The organism is Acidovorax kalamii, assembly GCF_002245625.1.
In the GTDB taxonomy this organism is placed as follows: domain Bacteria; phylum Pseudomonadota; class Gammaproteobacteria; order Burkholderiales; family Burkholderiaceae_C; genus Acidovorax; species Acidovorax kalamii.
Genome location: NZ_NOIG01000005.1, coordinates 129556 through 149452 on the forward strand (window position 1 = coordinate 129556; position 19897 = coordinate 149452).

22 protein-coding genes and 1 tRNA gene are annotated in these 19897 nt (G+C 66.2%); 12 read left to right on the top strand and 11 right to left on the bottom strand.

Annotated elements, in window-relative coordinates:
* Positions 1–2 precede the first annotated feature (2 nt).
* The 7 genes from CBY09_RS08300 to CBY09_RS08330 are packed head-to-tail and all read left to right on the top strand — an operon-like array spanning position 3 to position 2864.
* Entirely contained in the window at positions 3–380 is a 378-nt protein-coding gene (locus tag CBY09_RS08300) for a hypothetical protein (protein ID WP_133066262.1), read from the top strand.
* On the top strand, positions 377–847 hold the full coding sequence (locus CBY09_RS08305; protein ID WP_133066263.1) for a hypothetical protein: 471 nt from the start codon (positions 377–379) through the stop codon (positions 845–847). Before CBY09_RS08300 ends, CBY09_RS08305 begins: the two co-directional genes overlap by 4 nt.
* Positions 844–1521 (top strand): hypothetical protein, encoded by a 678-nt coding sequence (locus CBY09_RS08310; RefSeq protein ID WP_094288376.1) that lies wholly within the window; start codon positions 844–846, stop codon positions 1519–1521. The genes CBY09_RS08305 and CBY09_RS08310 overlap by 4 nt, the downstream gene beginning before the upstream one ends.
* Entirely contained in the window at positions 1521–1841 is a 321-nt protein-coding gene (locus CBY09_RS08315) for a hypothetical protein (protein WP_094288378.1), read from the top strand. Before CBY09_RS08310 ends, CBY09_RS08315 begins: the two co-directional genes overlap by 1 nt.
* Positions 1838–2308, top strand: coding sequence for a lysozyme (locus CBY09_RS08320; protein WP_094288380.1), 471 nt, complete (start codon positions 1838–1840; stop codon positions 2306–2308). Before CBY09_RS08315 ends, CBY09_RS08320 begins: the two co-directional genes overlap by 4 nt.
* Positions 2305–2511: a hypothetical protein gene (locus CBY09_RS08325; RefSeq protein ID WP_094288382.1), complete on the top strand. Its 207-nt coding sequence runs from the start codon at positions 2305–2307 to the stop codon at positions 2509–2511. The genes CBY09_RS08320 and CBY09_RS08325 overlap by 4 nt, the downstream gene beginning before the upstream one ends.
* Positions 2511–2864, top strand: coding sequence for an ATP synthase subunit B family protein (locus tag CBY09_RS08330; protein WP_094288384.1), 354 nt, complete (start codon positions 2511–2513; stop codon positions 2862–2864). The genes CBY09_RS08325 and CBY09_RS08330 overlap by 1 nt, the downstream gene beginning before the upstream one ends.
* Positions 2865–2982: 118 nt before the next feature.
* Here the strand turns inward: CBY09_RS08330 and CBY09_RS08335 are convergent, their stop codons facing one another.
* Both CBY09_RS08335 and CBY09_RS08340 read right to left on the bottom strand, forming a co-directional pair.
* Positions 2983–3261, bottom strand: coding sequence for a hypothetical protein (locus CBY09_RS08335; protein WP_094288386.1), 279 nt, complete (start codon positions 3259–3261; stop codon positions 2983–2985).
* 171 nt (positions 3262–3432) lie between these two features.
* Positions 3433–3517: transfer RNA gene (locus CBY09_RS08340), tRNA-Leu, on the bottom strand.
* 40 nt (positions 3518–3557) lie between these two features.
* Here CBY09_RS08340 and cysM point away from each other — a divergent pair.
* The 3 genes from cysM to CBY09_RS08355 all read left to right on the top strand — a co-directional run bounded on the left by cysM (position 3558) and on the right by CBY09_RS08355 (position 5372).
* On the top strand, positions 3558–4460 hold the full coding sequence (cysM, locus tag CBY09_RS08345) for a cysteine synthase CysM (protein WP_094288388.1): 903 nt from the start codon (positions 3558–3560) through the stop codon (positions 4458–4460).
* A gap of 103 nt (positions 4461–4563) precedes the next feature.
* Complete coding sequence (locus CBY09_RS08350) at positions 4564–5130, top strand: NUDIX domain-containing protein (RefSeq protein WP_094288390.1); 567 nt, start codon at positions 4564–4566, stop codon at positions 5128–5130.
* A gap of 14 nt (positions 5131–5144) precedes the next feature.
* Positions 5145–5372, top strand: a complete 228-nt coding sequence (locus CBY09_RS08355) for a sulfurtransferase TusA family protein (protein ID WP_094288392.1) — start codon at positions 5145–5147, stop codon at positions 5370–5372.
* A 118-nt stretch (positions 5373–5490) separates the two neighbouring features.
* On the opposite strand, the gene galU is transcribed toward CBY09_RS08355, so the two are convergent.
* Positions 5491–6378, bottom strand: coding sequence for a UTP--glucose-1-phosphate uridylyltransferase GalU (gene galU, locus CBY09_RS08360; protein WP_094288394.1), 888 nt, complete (start codon positions 6376–6378; stop codon positions 5491–5493).
* 88 nt (positions 6379–6466) lie between these two features.
* The gene (locus CBY09_RS08365; protein WP_094288396.1) at positions 6467–9364 is read right to left on the bottom strand and encodes a valine--tRNA ligase; all 2898 of its coding nucleotides are present in this window, start codon (positions 9362–9364) and stop codon (positions 6467–6469) included.
* A 290-nt stretch (positions 9365–9654) separates the two neighbouring features.
* On the opposite strand from CBY09_RS08365, the gene CBY09_RS08370 reads away from it, so the two are divergent.
* Entirely contained in the window at positions 9655–11517 is a 1863-nt protein-coding gene (locus tag CBY09_RS08370) for a M48 family metallopeptidase (protein WP_094288398.1), read from the top strand.
* Between the two features lie 175 nt (positions 11518–11692).
* Here the strand turns inward: CBY09_RS08370 and CBY09_RS08375 are convergent, their stop codons facing one another.
* Complete coding sequence (locus CBY09_RS08375) at positions 11693–12316, bottom strand: VOC family protein (protein ID WP_094288400.1); 624 nt, start codon at positions 12314–12316, stop codon at positions 11693–11695.
* Between the two features lie 214 nt (positions 12317–12530).
* Between CBY09_RS08375 and CBY09_RS24230 the strand changes: the two genes are divergently transcribed.
* The gene (locus tag CBY09_RS24230) at positions 12531–14291 is read left to right on the top strand and encodes an ABC-F family ATP-binding cassette domain-containing protein (RefSeq protein WP_094288402.1); all 1761 of its coding nucleotides are present in this window, start codon (positions 12531–12533) and stop codon (positions 14289–14291) included.
* Positions 14292–14417: 126 nt separating this feature from the next.
* On the opposite strand, the gene CBY09_RS08385 is transcribed toward CBY09_RS24230, so the two are convergent.
* From CBY09_RS08385 to CBY09_RS08410, 6 genes are all read right to left on the bottom strand, one after another.
* A complete protein-coding gene (locus tag CBY09_RS08385; RefSeq protein ID WP_094288404.1) occupies positions 14418–14996 on the bottom strand; it encodes a YceI family protein in 579 nt (192 codons plus the stop codon).
* A gap of 85 nt (positions 14997–15081) precedes the next feature.
* On the bottom strand, positions 15082–15657 hold the full coding sequence (locus tag CBY09_RS08390) for a YceI family protein (protein WP_094288406.1): 576 nt from the start codon (positions 15655–15657) through the stop codon (positions 15082–15084).
* 59 nt (positions 15658–15716) lie between these two features.
* The gene (locus CBY09_RS08395; protein WP_094288408.1) at positions 15717–16286 is read right to left on the bottom strand and encodes a cytochrome b; all 570 of its coding nucleotides are present in this window, start codon (positions 16284–16286) and stop codon (positions 15717–15719) included.
* Between the two features lie 375 nt (positions 16287–16661).
* A complete protein-coding gene (locus CBY09_RS08400) occupies positions 16662–17939 on the bottom strand; it encodes a heme biosynthesis protein HemY (protein ID WP_094288410.1) in 1278 nt (425 codons plus the stop codon).
* A 12-nt stretch (positions 17940–17951) separates the two neighbouring features.
* Complete coding sequence (locus CBY09_RS08405; RefSeq protein WP_165773884.1) at positions 17952–19088, bottom strand: uroporphyrinogen-III C-methyltransferase; 1137 nt, start codon at positions 19086–19088, stop codon at positions 17952–17954.
* Positions 19085–19891 carry a uroporphyrinogen-III synthase gene (locus CBY09_RS08410; RefSeq protein WP_094288412.1) on the bottom strand — a complete coding sequence of 269 codons (807 nt, stop codon included), beginning with the start codon at positions 19889–19891 and terminating at the stop codon, positions 19085–19087. Before CBY09_RS08410 ends, CBY09_RS08405 begins: the two co-directional genes overlap by 4 nt.
* Positions 19892–19897 lie beyond the last annotated feature (6 nt).

Sequence of the window (19897 nt, forward strand, 5' to 3'; positions counted from 1 at the left end):
TCATGCGTATCGAAATCCTCAACGAACAAGGCGATGTCATCAATACGATCCTTGCCGATAAGGACTTTGCCGAAGCCAACTACCCCGGCGCTTGGCAAGTGGCCGCAGACCAGGGCATGCCCCCCGGCCCGACAGTTCCAGACCGGGTAACGCGTCGGCAAGCCCTCCAGGCCTTGCTGTTGGCTGGGGTGCTTGACAATGTGCAACCCGCCATCGACGCAATCCCAGACCCGATCCAGAGGCGCATGGCGCAGATCGAGTGGGATGAGTCACAGGTGTTCGAGCGCCGCCGCCCGCTGTTGGTGACTCTCGGCGCCGCTCTGGGCCTTGACTCTGCAGGTCTGGATCAGTTGTTCATCCAGGCCGGGGCCTTGCCTTGATGCGCGCTGCCTTCTACAAGGCCACACGCCCCGGTGTGCAAGGCCTCTACAGCCATGCCGTGCAGTGGGTGGACCGTGGCCCCTACAGCCACTGCGAGCTGGTGTTTTCCGATGGCGTGAGCGCCAGCGCCAGCTGGGTCGATGGCGGTGTGCGCTTCAAGCGCATCGCCTACGACCCGGACCACTGGGACTTCATTGAACTGCCCGACCACCTGGAGGCCGCTGCACGCGCCTGGTTTGAGGCGCACGAGGGCGAGCCCTACGACCTGCCCGGCAACCTGCGCTTCGTGTGCTGGCTGGTGCGCGAGGCGCCCGAGGGCTGGTTCTGCAGCGAGGCCGAGGGCGCAGCGCTCGGCATCCTGGAGCCCTGGCGATTGGGCCCCAATGGGCTGGCGGCGCTGCTGCTCAGCATGTACCCACAGCAACCCGCTTCGGCGGGTTTTTTTACGCCTGAAGGAAACCCATGAACTACATCAAGCACCTGCGGGCGGCCGGTGTGCCAGATCACTACCACCCGGCCGCCATCGCCGCGCTGGAGGGCGCACGCGACCGCGCACGGGGCCTCACCTGGGCAAAGTGGCGCGTGCGCCTATTCAAGGCGGGCAAGATCGCCCGGCTGCTGCCCTGGGCGGCCGAGCGCCTGGTGGACGTGCGCCCCGACCTGGCCGACTGGGACATAGCGCCCATGGTCAACATCACCGCGCACGGCGACAACGTGCCATGGGTGGAGACACCCGAGGGCGGGCGCCCCGCGCCGGGCCAGTGGCTGGACCCTGTAGACGCGCAGGCTGTGGCGGCCAACTACTGGCTGCCAGGCACACACCCTCGATCCACCGAGAGCCGCAAGGCATGGTATAGGCGCAACGCCGGGGAGTACCGCGCCTGGAGCCTCGGCGTCCCGGTTGACCTGTCTACTGGCGTGCAGGTGTGGCGCGGCAACGGTTCCACCGTGTACCGCTGCGGCGACGCATGGCAGGTCATCGCGCAGGACAAGTTCCTACTCATCCCTGTTGTGGTCCGTGTCGGCTATGAAATCAGCAACCTCTGGCGCGAGTCGGACGGTGCGCAACTGTGGCTCCCGATTCCAGGCGCAGACCTGCGGGCGCCGGTGACTTGGTCTGTTTTGCCTGGGAGGGCCTGATGAACGATGAGAACCTGCAACAGATCCACAACGAACTGGCCGAAGGAGACAAGCGCATGGACTCCCTCACAGACGAAGTAACCGCCATCAAATTGGAGCAGGCCCAGTTTCGAGTGGAGCTGGCCGAGAACACCAACGCCACAAAGCGCATTGAGGCCAACACGGCTGAAATGCTGGATGTGTTCGAGAGCTGGAAGGGCGCCATGAAGGTGCTCACATGGATCGGCAAGGCGGCCAAGCCCCTCGGCTACCTCGTTGGCCTTGGGGCGTCCATGGCCGCATTCTGGGCAGCCCTCAAGGGCGGCGTGAGTCCTAAATGACCCCGCGCCAAAGGCTGGCCACCAAAATCGGCGCCGGGGCTTTGGCCCTGGCCGTGCCGCTGATTGCGCACTTTGAGGGCACGGTGTTCCGCACCTACCGCGATCCCATAGGCATCCTCACCAGCTGCACGGGGCACACGGGCCCCGAGTTGATGATGGGGCAGACGTGGACCCAGGAACAGTGCGACCAGCAGCTGTACGGCGACCTGATGAAGCACGCCCCAGCCCTGGATTGCGTGCAGCGCCCCATGACAAACGGCCAGCGTGCCGCCTTCCTGTCGTTCGCCTTCAATGTGGGCAACGGCAATTTCTGCAAGTCCACGCTTGTGCGCAAGGCAAACGCCGGGGACATGCCCGGGGCCTGTGCCGAGTTGTCGCGCTGGACCCTGGCTGGCGGCAAGGAATTGCCCGGCCTGGTGCGGCGCCGCGCCGCTGAGCGTGCAATGTGCGAAGGGAAAACACCATGAACCGCTTCACCCTGATCCTGGCCGCCGTAATCCTTGCTGGCTGCGCCACCACCAAAGGCTTGGAAGTTTCCCCAGAGGACGCCGCTGAATGTGCCGCTGTCGGGTGTACGCCGTGGAGTGAACGGCAGCTTGAGCAGATGGCGCGGCACTTCTTTGGGCTGGGCGTGAAGGCTGGCATCCAGCGCGAGAAGGGGGCGATCTGATGCTCTACACCTACGCCGCCACAGCCCTTGTGGCCCTTGCCGTCGGCTTCGGCAGCGGGTGGAAGACGCAGGGCTGGCGCTGGGACGCAGCCGACAAGCAGCGCATCGAGCAAGAGGCCAAAGAGCGCCAGAAGCAACTGGAGCGCGCCCACGCGTCAAGCGGCGCCTTCGAAGAAAAGAGGACCACCAATGAAACCAAACACCGCACAGTCACGGTCATGCTGGAAAAGATCGTTGAGCGCCCTGTGTATTTGCAGCAGTGCATGGATCTTGATGGGCTGCGCCTCATCAATGCCCAAATCTCCGGCGATCCCAATCCCGGCAAATCTGGACTCAAGCTGCCCGGGTCTTGAGCGGCTGACGGGCGTGACCGGGCGGGAGGTGATTGCATGGGCCACGCACACGATCCGGCTCTACGCCGACTGCCAGGCCAAGGTTGATGCGCTGCGCGAGGCTTGGCCGAGGTAGCCCTTACGCCGTAGGCATCTTGTCGTAGTCGGCCAGCGGCATTTCCGTGCCGTCATTGGCCACCAGGACACCGGCCGTCGTTGCTGACACCTCCACTGGGCGGTCGTTGAACGTGCCTTTCGGGGGCGAGTAGCCAGCGATTGAGACGCTGCCATAGAGCCGAGTCAGCTGCAGATCGTCTGCCTGCTTCTGGGTCAGGACCAGCTTTTGAGGTGTGGCCTTGGGGAACTTGGCCCAGTGCACGCGGAAGGCATTCATCACCCGGCGGTGGAGTTCCGCCATGCCTGGGTGGTGAGGGGGGAAGTCAACGGTGTTTGGAGCTGCCATGGCGGGAGATTGTGGGCATAAAAAAAGCCCCGACGCGTGAAGCGGCAGGGCCTTGATTGTGCGGTTTGCGCCAACGGCTGCGCCAAACATGCGCCTATTGACTCAAAAACCATAGCTAGAAAGCGATGGTGCCCGGGGCCGGAATCGAACCGGCACGCCTTGCGGCGGGGGATTTTGAGTCCCCTGCGTCTACCAATTTCACCACCCGGGCTGGAATTCGTGAAGCCCCAAATTATGGCACAGTAGGGCGCATGAAATATCCGACGATTGAAGACGCGGTGGGCAACACGCCGCTGGTGGCGCTGCAGCGCATTGGGGCGCAGGACAACGCGGCGCGTGGCAATGTGGTGTTGGGCAAGCTGGAGGGCAACAACCCGGCGGGGTCGGTCAAGGACAGGCCCGCGCTGTCGATGATCCGCCGCGCCGAGGAGCGGGGCGACATCCGGCCCGGCGACACGCTGATCGAGGCCACGTCGGGCAACACCGGCATTGCGCTGGCGATGGCGGCGGCGATCAAGGGCTACCGCATGGTGCTGGTGATGCCCGAGGATTTGTCCATCGAGCGTGCGCAGACCATGAAGGCCTTTGGCGCGGAGCTGGTGCTCACGCCCAAGAGCGGTGGCATGGAACACGCCCGCGACCTGGCCGAGGCCATGCAAAAGCGTGGCGAGGGCAAGGTGCTGGACCAGTTTGCCAACCCCGACAACCCGCGCATCCATTACGAAACCACGGGCCCCGAGATCTGGGAGCAGACCGGTGGGCGCATCACCCACTTTGTGAGCGCGATGGGCACCACGGGCACGATCACGGGCGTGTCGCGGTTGCTCAAAGAGAAGAACCCCGGCATCCAGATCATTGGTGCGCAGCCTGAAGAAGGCTCGCGCATTCCGGGCATCCGCAAGTGGCCGCAGGAGTATCTGCCCAAGATTTACGACGCCAGCACCGTGGACGAGCTGGTGTATGTGAGCCAGGACAACGCCGAAGACATGTGCCGCCGCCTGGCGCGCGAAGAGGGCATCTTTGCTGGCATCTCGGCCGCCGGTGCGTGCTGGGTGGCGCAGCAGATTGCCGCGCGCGAGAGCAACGCCACCATCGTGTTTGTGGTGTGTGACCGGGGCGACCGGTATCTGTCCACCGGCGTGTTCCCGGCGTGAAGCAAGGCCCTGGCCACACGCCGCCGGGGCTGAGAATATGAACGAAAATGGCTGCTTGCGCTCGATGAATAAGCGCTGGTAGCTATCAAAATAATAGTAATTCATGCACTACGAAGTTCGCCACTGCACCCACTGCGGCACCGCGCTGCAGCCCATCACCCTGGCCGAAGACGGTGGCGACAAGGAGCGCCTGCGCTGCCCCGCCTGCGGCTGGACCCACTGGAACAATCCCACACCCGTGCTGGCCGCGATTGTGGAGGTGGACGGCAAGGTGCTGCTGGCGCGCAACGCGGCCTGGCCCGTCAAGATGTTTGCGCTGATCACCGGCTTCATGGAGGCGGGCGAGTCGCCCCAGGAGGGCATTGCGCGCGAGGTGAAGGAAGAAACCAACCTTGATGTGCAGGCCACCACGCTGGTGGGCGCGTATGAGTTCCTGCGCATGAACCAGATCATCATTGCCTACCACGTGGTGGCCACGGGGCAAGTCAAGCTGTCGCCCGAGCTGGTGGACTACCGGTTTTACGACCTGCATGAACTCAAATGCTGGCCCGCTGGCACGGGCTACGCGCTGGCCGACTGGCTGCGCACGCGGGGGCACGAGCCCGTGTTCTTCACGGCAGAGGAAAATGAGGAGCGCCGCCGAGGCCTGAACCTGCCGCCCAAGGACTAGAAGAGAACCACACCATGGACATCCACAAAGAAATCGACACCCGGGGCCTGAACTGCCCCCTGCCCATCCTCAAGGCCAAGAAGGCGCTGTCCGACATGGCCAGCGGCCAGCTGCTGAAAGTGGTGGCCACCGATGGCGGCTCGCTGCGCGACTTCCAGGCGTTTGCCAAGCAGACGGGCAATGAGCTGGTGGAGCAGCAGACGGTGGGTGAGGAGTTCATCCACGTCCTGCGTCGGCGCTAGTCCATAAGATAAACAAAAAGTTGGCCAAAAAATAGCTGCCAGCGCGCACTGGGCAAGCGCTGGCAGCTATTGATTTAGAAGCGCTTGACGCGCTCCCATCGTAGGTTGGGGCTGTGGCTTACAGCGCCAGGGCCTTCAGATATTCCCGGAAGTGCGCGCCCACCTGCGGGTGCTGCAAGGCCAGCTCCACGGTCGCTTCCAAAAAACCTTCCTTGCTGCCGCAGTCGTAGCGCTTGCCCTGGTACTGGAAGGCGTACACGGCTTCGTGCTGCATCAGGCGGGCGATGCCGTCGGTGAGCTGGATCTCCCCGCCCACGCCGCGTGGCTGGTTGCGGATCTCGTCGAACACGCCAGGCGTGAGGATGTAGCGGCCTGCCACGCCCATGCGCGAGGGGGCGACATCGGCCTTGGGCTTTTCCACAATGCGTTCAATGCGGATCAGCGGGCCGCCTGCGGGCTCGCCGGCCACGATGCCGTACTTGTGCACCTGGTCTTCCGGCACTTCCTGCACCGCGATGACCGAGCGGCCTTGCTGGCGGAAGGCGGTGGCCATCTGGGCCAGCACGGGCTGGCCGCCGGGGGGGCCGACCATCAGGTCATCGGCCAGCAGCACGGCAAAGGGTTCCTTGCCCACCAGGGGCTCGGCGCACAGCACGGCGTGGCCCAGGCCCAGCGAGCGGGGCTGGCGCACAAAGGCGCAGTCCATGTCGTCGGGCTGGATGGAGCGCACCAGGGTCAGCAGTTCCTTCTTGTTGGCGGCTTCCAGCTCGGCCTCCAGCTCATACGCCGTGTCGAAATGGTCTTCGATGGCGCGCTTGCTGCGGCCGGTCACGAAGATCATGTGGCGGATGCCAGCGGCATAGGCTTCTTCCACGGCGTACTGGATCAGCGGCTTGTCCACCACGGGCAGCATCTCCTTGGGCGATGCCTTGGTGGCGGGCAAAAAGCGCGTGCCCAGGCCGGCAACGGGGAAAACGGCCTTGCGGACGGTGGTGGCAACAGTCATGGGTCTCCTTGATGGCGGGGTGTGGTGTGTTGTTGTCGTCGCGGTTATGCAAGTGTCAGGCCAGGGGATGACTGGCCCGTGTCCTTTTTCAGCCCAGGCGGCCCAGCTGGTCGCGCAGGCGGGTCAGCGTGGCGCCAAAGTCGGCGATGCGCTTCTTCTCCTGGTCGATCACGGCCGGTGGCGCCTTGGCCACAAAGGCTTCGTTCGAGAGCTTGTTGTTGGCCTTGGTGATTTCGCCCTCGATGCGGGCGATTTCCTTGGACAGACGGGCCTTCTCGGCGGCCACGTCGATCTCCATGTACAGCGCCAGGCGGGCCTCGCCCACCACGGCCACGGGCGCGGCCTGTGCGGCGGCGGCCCAGGCGGCCTCGTCGTCAAACACCTTGACCTCGCTCAGCTTGGCCAGCGCCTGCAGCACCGGAGCCACGCCGCGCATGAAGTCGGTGTCGCCCACGGTGTACAGGGGCAGGCGGGTGGAGGGGGACACGTTCATCTCGCCACGCAGTGCGCGGCAAGCGTCCACCAGCCCCTTCACGCGGCCCATGTGGGCAATCGCGGCTTCGTCGATCTTTTCCAGCTGGGCCTGCGGATAGCGGGCGATGCTGACCGACTCGCCGGGGATGCCCGCCACGGGTGCCACCACCTGCCACAGGGCTTCGGTGATGAACGGGATGATGGGGTGGGCCAGGCGCAGGATGGCTTCCAGCGTGCGGATCAGCGTGCGGCGGGTGGCACGTTGCTGCGCCTCGGTGCCGTTCTGGATCTGCACCTTGGCGATCTCCAGGTACCAGTCGCAGTACTCGTTCCAGACAAAGTCGTAGATCGTGTTGGCTACGTTGTCCAGGCGGTACTCTTCAAAGCCCTTGGCCACCTCGGCCTCGGTCTTTTGCAGCAGCGAGGTGATCCAGCGGTCGGCCTGGCTGAACTGCATGTACCCGTGGGCGCTGCCGCCGGGCTGGCATTCTTCCTTGGTGTGCTCTTTCAGGCCGCAGTCCTGGCCTTCGCAGTTCATCAGCACAAAGCGGCTGGCGTTCCAGAGCTTGTTGCAGAAGTTGCGGTAGCCCTCGCAGCGTTTGCTGTCGAAGTTGATGCTGCGGCCCAGCGATGCGAGCGCGGCAAACGTGAAGCGCAGCGCATCGGCACCGTAGGCCGGAATGCCCTCGGGGAATTCCTTTTGCGTGTTCTTGCGCACGGTGGGCGCGGTCTCGGGCTTGCGCAGGCCGGTGGTGCGCTTGTCCAGCAGCGGCTCCAGCGCAATGCCGTCGATCAGGTCCACCGGGTCGAGCACGTTGCCTTCGGACTTGGACATCTTCTTGCCCTGCGCGTCGCGCACCAGGCCGTGGATGTACACATGCTTGAACGGCACGCGGCCCGTGAAGTGCGTGGTCATCATGATCATCCGGGCGACCCAGAAGAAGATGATGTCGTAGCCCGTGACCAGCACGGTGCTGGGCAGGTACAGGTTGAAGTCGTCGGTTTCGGTGGTGCCTTGGTTCGGCCAGCCCATGGTGCTGAAGGGCACGAGGGCGGAGGAGTACCAGGTGTCGAGCACGTCTTCGTCGCGGCGCAGCGTCTTGCCTGGGGCCTTGGCTTGGGCCTCGGCCTCGTTGCGGGCCACGATCACGTTGCCGTCTTCGTCGTACCAGGCCGGAATCTGGTGGCCCCACCACAGCTGGCGGCTGATGCACCAGTCCTGGATGTTGTTCATCCACTGGTTGTAGGTGTTCACCCAGTTCTCGGGCACAAAGGTCACCTCGCCGCTGGCCACGGCGTCGATGGCCTTTTGCGCAATGCTCTTGCCGGTGGGGTCCTGGTCGGACACCTTGCTCATGGCCACGAACCACTGGTCGGTCAACATGGGCTCGACCACCTGGCCGGTGCGGGTGCAGATGGGCACCATGAGCTTGTGCTTCTTCACCTCCACCAGTGCGCCGATGGCTTCCAGGTCGGCCACCACGGCCTTGCGGGCCACGAAGCGGTCCATGCCTTGGTACTTGGCGGGGGCGTTCTCGTTGATGGTGGCCTGCAGCGTCAGCACCACGATCATGGGCAGCTTGTGGCGCTGGCCCACGGCGTAGTCGTTCTGGTCGTGCGCAGGCGTCACCTTCACCACGCCCGTGCCGAATTCCTTGTCCACGTACTCGTCGGCGATCACCGGGATCTGGCGGTCGCACAGCGGCAGGTTGACCATCTTGCCGATGAGGTGGGTGTAGCGTGCATCCTCCGGGTGCACCATCAGCGCCACGTCGCCCAGCATGGTTTCAGGCCGGGTGGTGGCCACCGTCAGGCTGCCCGATCCATCGGCCAGCGGGTAGGCGATGTGCCAGAGCGAGCCGTCTTTTTCCTCGTTTTCGACTTCCAGGTCGGACACGGCGGACTGCAGCTTGGGGTCCCAGTTCACCAGGCGCTTGCCGCGGTAGATCAGGCCCTGCTCGTACAGCTTCACGAAGGTGTCGGTCACTACGGCGCTGAGCTTGTCGTCCATGGTGAAGTATTCGCGGCTCCAGTCCACGCTGTCGCCCATGCGGCGCATCTGCGTGGTGATGGTGTTGCCGGACTTTTCCTTCCACTCCCACACCTTGCTCACAAAGTTCCTGCGCGCCTCGGGCGGGGTGGGGCCCATGTCGTAGCGGCTGATGCCTTGCTCTTGCAGCTGGCGCTCCACCACGATCTGCGTGGCGATGCCCGCGTGGTCGGTGCCGGGCACCCAGACGGTGTTGAAGCCGCGCATGCGGTGGTAACGCGTGAGGCTGTCCATGATCGTCTGGTTGAACGCATGGCCCATGTGCAGCGTGCCCGTCACGTTGGGGGGCGGCAGCTGGATGGAGAACGCGGGCTCGCCCGCTTGCGGCGCGCCCGTGCCACGGTGGCCTGCGGTGCCATATCCGCGCTTTTCCCATTCGGGGCCCCAGTGGGCTTCCAGTGCGGCAGGTTCAAAGGACTTGGACAGGCTGTCGAGGCCGGGTTGTGCTTGGGGCGTGCTCATGGGGTTTGGCAGAAGGAAGAGGCGGGCACAGGGCGCGCCTCAACGGTCAAGAGGGTGGACCGGGCATTTTACGGGAGTGTCGGCGGGTGCCCGGCGGCCTTTTCTCCTCGTCCAGGGCCCTCCGGCGTTCCGCCTGTCGGGCATTTCTCGCCAATTGTTACCTTGTCGCTCGACCGGGCCGCCGGGGCGTCTTGATAATCCCGCCCGGTGGAGCAAGAGGGCCTTCGGAGAGGGAGGCCTGGCTCCATGCTTCGCCCGGGTCAAAAACATATAACCAATCGGTCCCACCCATGCATCTTTCCTCCGCACTTCGCGCGGGCCTTGCCAAGGTCTTTGTTTACGCGCTGCTCGCACTTTTTCTTATCCCGGCGTTGACCTTGGGGTTCAGCGTCTACGCACAGCGCGATCAGGACGCCGATTTTGTGGCCGACGTGGTCCAGCGCATCGACGCCGAAAAGGCCATGCCGCTGGCCGAGAAGCAGGCGCGCAAGGACTACTTCCGCAGCAACCCGCCGTCCACCATTTGCGACAACCACTCGGCCGAGGCGCAGGAGTACCGCGAGGCGCTGTGCGAGCGGTTTTCTGACGTGTGGCAGTTCCACATGGCGCACAAGGTGTCGTTCTGGACCCTGGTGGCCAGCGGCGTGCTGCTGGTGGTGGTGCTGAGCCTGGGTGCGCTGGCCTTTGCCGACCGCACGCTGCAGTACAGCAGCTTTGTGGCGGGCTGGCGCCTGACCACCTGGGCCAGTGCCGCCGCGCTGGTGGTGCAGGGGACGATGGCCGTGTGGCTGTCGTTCTGGGTCACGGCGTTCTTCTTTCACAAGTATTCGCCCAAGCTCATCATCATCGTGGGGCTGGCCGTGGCGGCGGGCGTGTTTGTGGCGGTGGCGGGGATCTTCAAGCGTGTGCAGTCTGACAACCATGCCGTGGGAGAGCTGGTGTCCGAAGACGACGCGCCCCTGCTCTGGAAGCGCATCCGCCACATGGCCCGCCGCCTCAAGACCGACCCGCCGCAGCACATCGTGGCGGGCATCGACGCCAATTTTTTTGTGACCGAGGCACCGCTCACCGTGGGCCAGCAGACGCTCACGGGCCGCACGCTGTTTGTCAGCCTGCCGCTGCTGCGCATCCTCGACCAGGCCGAGGCCGACGCGGTGTTTGGCCACGAGCTGGCCCACCTGCGCGGCGGCGACACCCAGAGCAGCGCCCGGCTGGGCCCGAAGCTGGTGCAGTTTGACCACTACCGCCACGCGATCCGCACGGGCGGGCTGTCGGCCGTGGTGTCGCCAGTGCTGGACTTGTTCCGCACCATCTTCGAATTTGCCCTGGCGCGCGACAGCCGCGAGCGCGAGTTCAAGGCCGACCGCATTGCCGCCAAGCTCATCTCGCCCGCCGCCATTGCGCAGTCGCTGGTCAAGATCGCGGCCTACGCGCAGTACCGTTTCAAGATCGAGGCCGAATTGTTTGGCCGCAACGAGCGGCACGACACCACCACGCTGGGCATCGCCCGCTATGTGGCCCAGGGGTTGGCGCCCTACGCGGCGTCTGACGATTTTCTGGAGGCGATGAAGACGGCCAACGTGCCCCACCCGTTTGACACGCACCCCGCCATGCCCGAGCGCCTGCGCAATGTAGGCATGGCGCTGAAGGAGCGCGACTACGGCGCCATCGCCGTGCGCGCGCCCGCTGCCACCTGGGTGCAGGAGATTTTGACGGCCGACGCGATCGAGCAGCGCCTGTGGAGCGACTACGAACAGCAGTTTGCGCAGGACCACGAGCGCAGCCTGGCCTATCGCTACGAGCCCGCCACTGACGAAGAGCGCGCCCTGGTGCTGCGCTACTTTCCGCCCGTGGTGTTTGCACTCAAGGGGCAGAACACGGTGGAGGTCAGCATCGATGGCATACGCACCTCGGCCGACGAGACCACGGTGTTCTGGGACGCCATCAAGGCGCTGGAATTCAAGGAAAGCAGCCTTGGCAATGCGCTGGTCGTGACGCACCCCGAGAAGAACGCGCTGGGGCTGGGCGCCAAGACCAGCAAGATCAAGCTGTCCGGCCTCACCAAGGAAAAAGACCAGTTCAACGCCGTGGTGGGAGCGTACTGGCAGCGGCACCAGATCATGCGGGCGCAGCAACAGCCGCAACAGCAGTAACAACAGCCGCCGCATTCAGCGGCAGCGTCGCAGCGCCAACAGCGGTTGCTATTAAATGTATAGCTAAAGACGCTTGATAGCCGAGCGGTAGCGGCCATTTTTTCCCATTTTTCTGGGGCTGGCGTCATGTTCCACCCTGCGCGAGGGTGGTGGAACGTGGTGGGGTCAGGGCCAGTCAGCCCTTGACGAACTCTGGACGGTCGTTCTGTTGCGGCTTCAGCGGCGCGGCCACCTTGCCTTCGGCGCGTTCCTTGCGCCATTGCTCCTTGCGGGCCGTCCACTCAGCCAGGCGGGCGTGGGCCACGGTGCTGTCCTTGGCCATCTGCTCTTCGTTGGCCAGCTGGGCCGACAGCTCCAGGCGGATGCCGTTCGGGTCGAAGAAGTAGATGCTGTGGAAGATGTGGTGGTCGGTCACGCCCAGCACCTCGATGCCGTGGGCTTCCAGGCGCCGCTTGGTGTTCTCCAGCTCCTGCACCGTGTCCACACGGAAGGCAATGTGGTTGACCCACAGCGGCGTGTTGGGCGAGGGCTCAGCCTTCACGTCGTCGCCCAGGTCAAAGAAGGCGATGAACGAGCCGTCCTTCAGGCGGAAGAAGAAGTGCGTGTAGGGGCAGTATTCGCCCGTGCTGGGCACGTAGTCGCTCTGGATGATGTGGTACAGCGGCAGGCCCAGGATGTCCTCGTAGAACTGGCGCGTCTCCTCGGCATCACGCGCCTTGTAGGCGTAGTGATGCAGCTGCTGGATGGGCGCGGGCGGGGGCAGGGTGGCCAGGTCAGGCTTCTTCAGGGCAGCGTTCATGCGGAGTCTCCTCAAATTGGTGTCTGCAATTCTACTATTCGTAATTGATTTACGTTAAGTTAATTTTCATAAGGGTGTGATTGCGGTAAATTCCGCACTCGTCCTTCTTTGCCCTGAGGTATTCGTCCGATGCGCCTGTAAGCCCCCAAGCCTTTCCTTCCTGCTGGCCCTGTGCCAGGTCAGGCGGTTGTATGTCTTGTCTGGAGTGCTTTGCATGGCGAAATCTTCATCCTGGGGCGACTACGCCCATGGCAGCCGCAGCGCTGCTGCCGCTTCGGCGGCTGCCTTTCCTTTTCATTCTTCCCGGCCTTCAGGGCCTGCTCTCTGCGGCGCTGCGCCCGTTGTGGGCCCGTCTGTTCTCCAGTTCCACGATGTGACCTGGAACCTGCCCAGCGGTGATGCGCTGTGGGCGCAGCCGCTGAACATGGCTGTGGGGCCGGGGATGACCGGTCTGGTGGGCGCCAATGGCAGCGGCAAAAGTGTTTTCTTGCAACTTGCGCAGCGCACGCTGATCCCCGCAAGCGGAGCGGTGAGGGGCCACCCGGCCCTGCACGCGGTGGCGCAGGAAGTGAATGCAGCGCCCTCGGCCACGGTGGCCGACATCGCGGGCCTGGGGCCGGTGCTGGGGGCTTTGGTGCGGCTGGAGGCGGGATTGGGCACGCCCGATGACCTGGTGCTTGCCGACGGACGGTGGGATGTGCCGTTGCGTTGGCAGCAGGCGCTGGTTGCGCTGGGGTTGGGCCACCTGCCCCAGGGTCATGCAGCGCAACGGCTCAGCGGCGGCGAGCGCATGCGCGTGGCGCTGGCAGGGGCATTTCTGTCGGGCGCCGATCTGCTGGTGCTGGACGAGCCGACCAACCACCTGGACCGCCCTGGCAGGCGCTGGTTGATGGAGGCGCTGGCGCAGTGGCCCGGCGCCGTGCTGGTGGCCAGCCACGACCGTGAATTGTTGGGCATGGCGCACCACATCGCTGCGTTGTCGGCAGCGGGGCTGCAGCGTTACGGCGGGGACTGGACCTTGTACCAGGCACAGCGCCAGGCCGAGACCGCTGCCGCCCAGGCCGCGCTGGACCACGCACGCACTGAGCGCGAGCGGGGCCTGCGGGCGCTGCAGCGCGAGCACGATGCCCAGCAGAGCCGCGCCGCGCGGGGGCGCGAAGCCGGCCGCACGGCCAACCAGGCGCCCGTCCTGCTGGACCGCAAGAAGAACAATGCCCAGGTCCATGCGGGCCGGGAGCATGAGCGCCAGCAGCGGGAGCGCCTGCGGCTGAACGATGCGGTGCGCGAGGCCGCTCAGCGTGTTCCTGCGGGGGGCGATACGGCGCTGGTGCTGCCCCAAAGCGCCGTGCCTGCGGGCAAGCAGGTGCTGGCGTTCGAGCAGGTGCATGTGCCGCATGCGCCGCCCGGCTTTCCTCCGCTCCATGGAGTCTGGAATGGGCCCATCCGCATCGCCATCATCGGGCCCAACGGCTGCGGCAAAAGCAGCCTGCTGCGCACCATTGCCAACCCTGCGTTGGCCACTGCGGGGCGGGTGTTGCGGGGTGTGCGGGCCGCCTGGCTGGACCAGCACAACGCCGACCTGCCTCCACCCCAGCACGGTGTGTTCGCTCGCCTGCAGGCGCTCGGCACGCCCCTGCCCGAAGCGGCGCTGCGCACGCACCTGGCGCAGCTTGGCCTGGGTGCGGACAAAGTGCAGCGGCCTGCGGGCGTACTCAGCGGCGGAGAGCGCATCAAGGCCGCCCTGGCCTGCGCCCTGTGGTCGGGCGAGCCCGCGCAAATGCTGCTGCTCGACGAGCCCACCAACCACCTGGATGTGGAAGCCATCGAAGCGCTGCAGTCTGCCTTGCAAGCCTTCACGGGCGCGCTGGTCGTGGTGTCGCACGACGTTACCTTCCTGCGTGCGCTTCGGCCTCATGTGGTGTGGGCCTGGCAGCCGCAAGGCTGGAACCTGGATGCCACGCTGGACGCTGCCTGACACTCCCGGCGAAGTGCGCGTGCATGAAAAAGCCACCCGCTGCATGAACGCAGGGGTGGCCTGTGGGTTCGACGCGCAGCAGCCGCCCTTCCGGGGCGAGCAGCCCGCGTGCCTGCAGATGGTGGCTTACTGCTTCACAGCTTCGATCTGCACCACCAGGCGCACGTTCTTGGGGAAGCCCCATTCCACGCCGTAGTTCATGCCCCACTGGGTGCGGTCAATGGTGGTCTCGAAGTCGCCGCCGCACACTTCGCGCTTGAGCATGGGGCTGTCGTAGCAGTTGAACTGCGTGGCCTTGAGCGTGACGGGTGCCGTCTTGCCCAGCAGTGTGAGCTGGCCGCTCACTTCGCTGACCTTGTCGCCGTTGAAGCTGAACTTGTCGGACACGAACTTGATGCTGGGGTGCTTGGCGGCGTCGAACAGGTCGGCGCTTTGCAGGTGCTTGTCGAACGCAGGCGTGCCCGAGTTCACCGAGGTCGTGTCGATGGAGATGTCCACCTTGCCGGTCTTGGCGGCGCGGTCGAACTCCACCGTGCCTTGCTTCTTGTCGAAGCGGGCGCGGTTGGTGGTGGCGCCAAAGTGGCTGATCTCGAACGTCACAAAGGTGTGCGTGGGGTCGATGCCGTAGTTGGCGGCCTGGGCGGTGCCAGCGGTCATGGCAGTGGCAGCGGCCACGGCGAGCAAAGAGAACAGGGACTTGCGCATGGAAAAGACTCCTAAAAAAGAGGAACTACGAAACGAACCAGGGGAAAGTGGGGGCGAAAGAGGTGGGGCTACCGTCGGCAACCGGTCAAAGCTTGCCGACGCCGGTCAGCGCGAGCTTGAATTTCACGGTCACGTCGTCGGCCACCATCGAGGTGTCGGCCCACTCGTTCTCGCCAATCTTGAAAGCCAGGCGCTTGATGGGCAGCGTGCCGGTGGCTGTGGTGGTGGGGCCGCTTTGCGCGAGTGCCACGGGCACCACCACGTTCTGTGCGTTGCCCTTGATAGTGAGCTTGCCTGCCACTTCAAACTTGCCACCCCCCAGCGCCTTGATGGCCGTGGACTCGAATTGCGCCTGCGGGAACTTGGCCACGTTGAACCAAGTGGGCTTGGGCAGCTCGGCATCGGTCTCGCGCGAGCCCAGTGTGGCGCTGCCGGTGTCTACGGTGAAGGCGATCTTGCTCGTGGCCAGCTTGGCCGGGTCAAACGCCACCTGGGCGCTGAACTTCTTGAAGTGGCCATCCAGAGGCACGCCCATCTGGCGCGCGGTGAACTGCACCTCGCTCTGGGCAGGCACCAGTTGCTGCTGGGCCAGGGCGGCCTGGGCGCTGGCCACCAGGGCGGCGCCGAGCACGACGCGGGACAGGGGAGAGGACAGATTCATGCAGAAACTCCGTTCAAAACACAGCAAAGAGAAGGCGTGGCCCGGCCGAGGTGGGGCGTCTACCAGGGCCGCATGCGCGCAAGCAGGCCGTCGCGATCGATGAGGTGGTGCTTGAGCGCTGCCGCCACATGCAGCAGCACCAGGCCCGCCATCGCAAACGCGGTGATCTGGTGCCAGGGCTTGATGGCCTCGGCCAGTTCCTTGCTCACGGGCACAAAGTCGGGCAGTTGCCACAGGCCCAGGAACACGATGGGGAAACCGGCCGCCGAGCTGTAGGCCCAGCCGATCAGCGGCACGGCGAAAAACAGGGTGTAGAGCAGCCCATGGGTGCCGTGGTGGGCCAGCTTTTGCCAGCCGGGCATGGCGTCTGCCATGGCCGGGGGCAACGCGGGTGGGCGGTGGGTGGCGCGCCACAGCAGGCGCAGCGCCGACAGCACGAGGATGGTGACCCCCGCCCACTTGTGCCAGTTGTAGAGCTTGAGCCGCTGCGGCGAAAAGGGCAGGCCCGTCATGTAGATGCCCATGCCAAACAGTCCGATCAGTGCAAATCCCAGCACCCAGTGCAGCAGCATGGCGGTGCGGGTGTAGCGGCGCGGGGCGGTGGCCGTGGGGGTGGCAGAAGTGGTCATCAAAAGCGTGGGCAGTGAAGGGCGGGGCCTGGTCGCTGGCAGCCCTGGGGCATGCAGGCGTGGAGGCAGTGTAGGAAGCGCCTGCCGGGTTCGGCTTCAGGCAGATTGACGCTTCATTTCAAAAAAAATGAATTGAGGGGGGCTTAGCAATCAAAGTTCCCCAATGCTTTGCGCTTTTTTGCCTGCGCATCGGCCGGTGCGGCGATGCCAGGCGTGCCGGAGCCAGCCCTGTATGGCGGGGGGCGTCAAGCCCTGGGGCTGCGGCGGGAGGAGTGGTGCCGGTGGCGTACACCGGGCCCCCCAGGGGGTGGTTGGGGGGGCGGCAGGCGATGTATCGGCTGGGCAGCTATGGCCAAGCCGCTCTGGCCCAGCGGTTCAGCGGTTCAGCGCGGCCTGCCTCCAGGCGCTGGCAGCAGCACTGTCGTCGCCGCGCTGCTCGGCCAGTTCGGCCAGGCGGCGCCAGGCGCTGGTGCGCAGGTAGGGGTCGGCCAGTTGCTGCGCTGCCTGGGTCAGCAGTTGCTGCGCCTTGCCCCACAGCTGGCGCTTGAGGCAGGCCATGCCCGCCAGGTACTGCAGGCGCGCGTCGCGCGGGTTGGCCTGGTGGGCCGATTCGATGCGGGCCAGCCAGGGGCCGTCGAGTTCGTCCAGCCCGGCTTCGAGTGCACGCACCAGCTTCAGCGCGTGGTGGTCGGCCAGGGCATCGGGCAGGTCCACCATGCGCTCCCACACCGGCAGCAGCCAGGCGCGCACCTGGGTGGCCTCGCCGCCCAGGGCGGCCAGGCGCTGCGCCGCATGGATGGCCAGCTCAGGCATGTTGCGCTCGGCCGTTTCCAGCGACTGCCAGATCTGCTGCAGCTGGGCGGTGTCGTGGGCGCTGTTGATGAGCTCGGTGGCCAGGCCCCGCACGATGCTCTGCGCTGCGGCGGGCGAGAAGGCGCGGTGTTTGCCCAGCAGGCGGGCGGTGTCCAGCGCCTCCTGGGTCTGGCGGTCCAGGCGCGTGGCCTTCAGCCTGATGCGCAGGGCCAGTGTGCGGCGGGCTGCGCCCTGGGGCAGGGCGGCCAGGCGTTCCAGGGCGGCGCTGGCATCGCGGTCGTCCAGCGACCAGCGGGCGGCGCGCATCTGGGCGCCTTCGTGCATTTCCTGTTCGTTCACCGTGCCGCGCATCGGGGCTTCCTGCAGGGCATCCTGCAGGTGGCTTTCGCGGGTAGCCCGGTCTTGCAGCGCGTGCGATGCCTCGGCCGCAATCATGTGGGCCAGTGCACGCAGCTGTTTGCCGTGGGGTACGGCCTCGCCGCTGGCCTCCAGGGCGTGTTCCTGCGACAGCGCTGCCACGGCCGCCTTGCGCGAGCGGATGAAGCGGCCGCCCAGCATGTGGGTGAGCGCGTCGAGCAAGGCCGCGTGCATGGCACGCTCCTTCTGCTGCACGCGCCAGCGGCGGGCCTGGTGGGGCAGTTCGAGCAGCGCAGCCAGGGCGCGCAGGGCGGCATAGAGTGTGACAAACCCGCCCACCAGCAGCAGCAACACCATGTTGAGCGACAGGTCGATGCGGTAGGGCGGCCAGTACAGGGTGATGGTGCCCTGGTTGTTGCCCGCAAACAAAGCCGTGGCCACGGCCACGCCAAACAACGCCAGGAGCCAGAGTGCAGCGCGCATGCGTTCAGCCCTTTACCGGCCTGCGGCGGCCGTGGCCAGCGCAGACAGGGTTTCATCCAGGCGGGGCTGCTCGGCCGCCTTCAGGCTGGCCTGGGCCGTCTGCAGCGTGCTGGCCGCGATCTGGGTGCGCCGTGCGGCCGGGTCAAAGTATTTGTTGAGCGCCACCGTGGCGGCGCCCAGGTCGGCGCGGGCCGAGTCGAACTGGCGTGCCAGCACGGCCAGGCGCGCGTTGAGCAGCTTGAGCTTGAGGTTCTCGCGCAGAAAAAAGGTCTGCTCGGGCGCCAGCAGGATGGCCTCGGGCTGGTCGATGCGGCTCACGCGCACCAGGCCCCGGGCCTCGTCGCGCACCACTTCCCAGCTGCGCTGCAGGGCTGCCTGCCACCAGGCCAGGCCTTCGGTGGGGGCGGGGGTGCTGCCAGGGGTAGCGGGGCCGGTGGACAGGCGTTTGGTGGATGCAGCCTGGGCCACGGCGTTGAGCACGGGCAGCTCGTCCACCTGGCGCACCAGGTCGTCAAGACGGCCCAGCAGGCCCGCGGTGTCGGTCACGGTGGCGCGGGTCAGGCGGTCCAGGTCGCGGCCAATGGCGCGTTGCACGGGCGCCAGGCGGGGCTGTGCTGCGCGTTCGATGCGCTGGTTGGCGCTTTTGAGCGCAGCCACCAGCGGCTCCAGGCTGCCGGTGAGCTGGGCCTGTTGCTGGGCCAGGCGGATGGCGGATTCGATGTCCACCACCAGGTTTTCGTCGCGCGAGCGCGACAGGCTTTGCATCAATTCTTCGAGCTGGCTGCGCTGCAGCGCCACTTCGCTCACCCGGGCTTCGGCCACCGACAGGCGGGCGGCGGTCTCGCGCACCAGCTCTTCGGCCTGGCGGGCCATGGTGCGGGCCTCGATGGCCTGCGCGCCCGAGTCGGCAGTCTGCCGGGCGAGCTGTTCCTGGATGGCGCTGAGCTTTTGCCACAGCATGCCGCTGCTGACCAGCGCGGCAGCGGCCACGGCGCCCAGCAGCAGGGTAACGGCACCACCCCGGCCCGGCGTGGGCGCCACGGCGGCCGGAGCCACAGGTGCAGGGCCTGCTGCAGGCGCGCCCACGGGTGCGGCCACAGGGGCGGCGGTGGGGGCTGGAGGCAGGTCGTTGGGCGGCGCGGAACTCATGCGGCCGATTCTATCGAGGCCACCACGTCTTCCAGCGCCGGACGGCATTCCCCCACGGTGCCAAAGCCCGCTGCACGCGCCGCTTCGGCAATGCGCGGGTGGGTGGCCAGCGCACGCGCTGCGCCCCAGTGCTGACCGGGCAGCGCCTCTGACAGGTGGGCCACGGCTTCGGAGCTGCTCAGCAGCCAGACCGATCCGTCCTGCGCCGCCTGTTGCGCCAGAGCCACCTCGGCGGGGGCCAGCCGGGGCGCGCCGCGTTGGTATGCCACCACAAAATCCACCAGGCCGCCTGCGGCCTCGATCTGCCGTGCCAGCCAGTCGCGGCCACTGCCCTGGGCGGTGTCGTGCACGCCCCCCGAGCGCCCACGCACGATGAGCACCCGGTCGCCAGGCCGGATTTGCCCGGCCACCTGCTGCCACAGCGCTTCCGAGTCGAACTGCGGGGCGTCGGGCGCCGGGCCGTCGATGTGGCCCAGTGGCACCCCGGCCTGCTCCAGCGCACGCGCCGTGGCGGGGCCTGGTGCCCATGCTCTCATTTTTATAGCTGTTGGGGCAAGAGGATCGAGCGCAGAGGCCGGTTTTTGCTCAAAAAAATGAACCACCGCATTGCCACTGACAAACATCAGCGCCCGGTACTGCGCCAGCCGGGCGTGGGCCTGGGCCAGCGCCTGCTGCGCTGCCGTGTCGGTGCATGGCCCGATGTCAATCAACGGCAGGGCCACGGCCGGGATGCCGCGTGCCGCCAGCAGCCCGACCCAGTGCGCAGCCTCGCGGGCGGGCCGCGTGACGATCACCCGGGGCATGGCTGG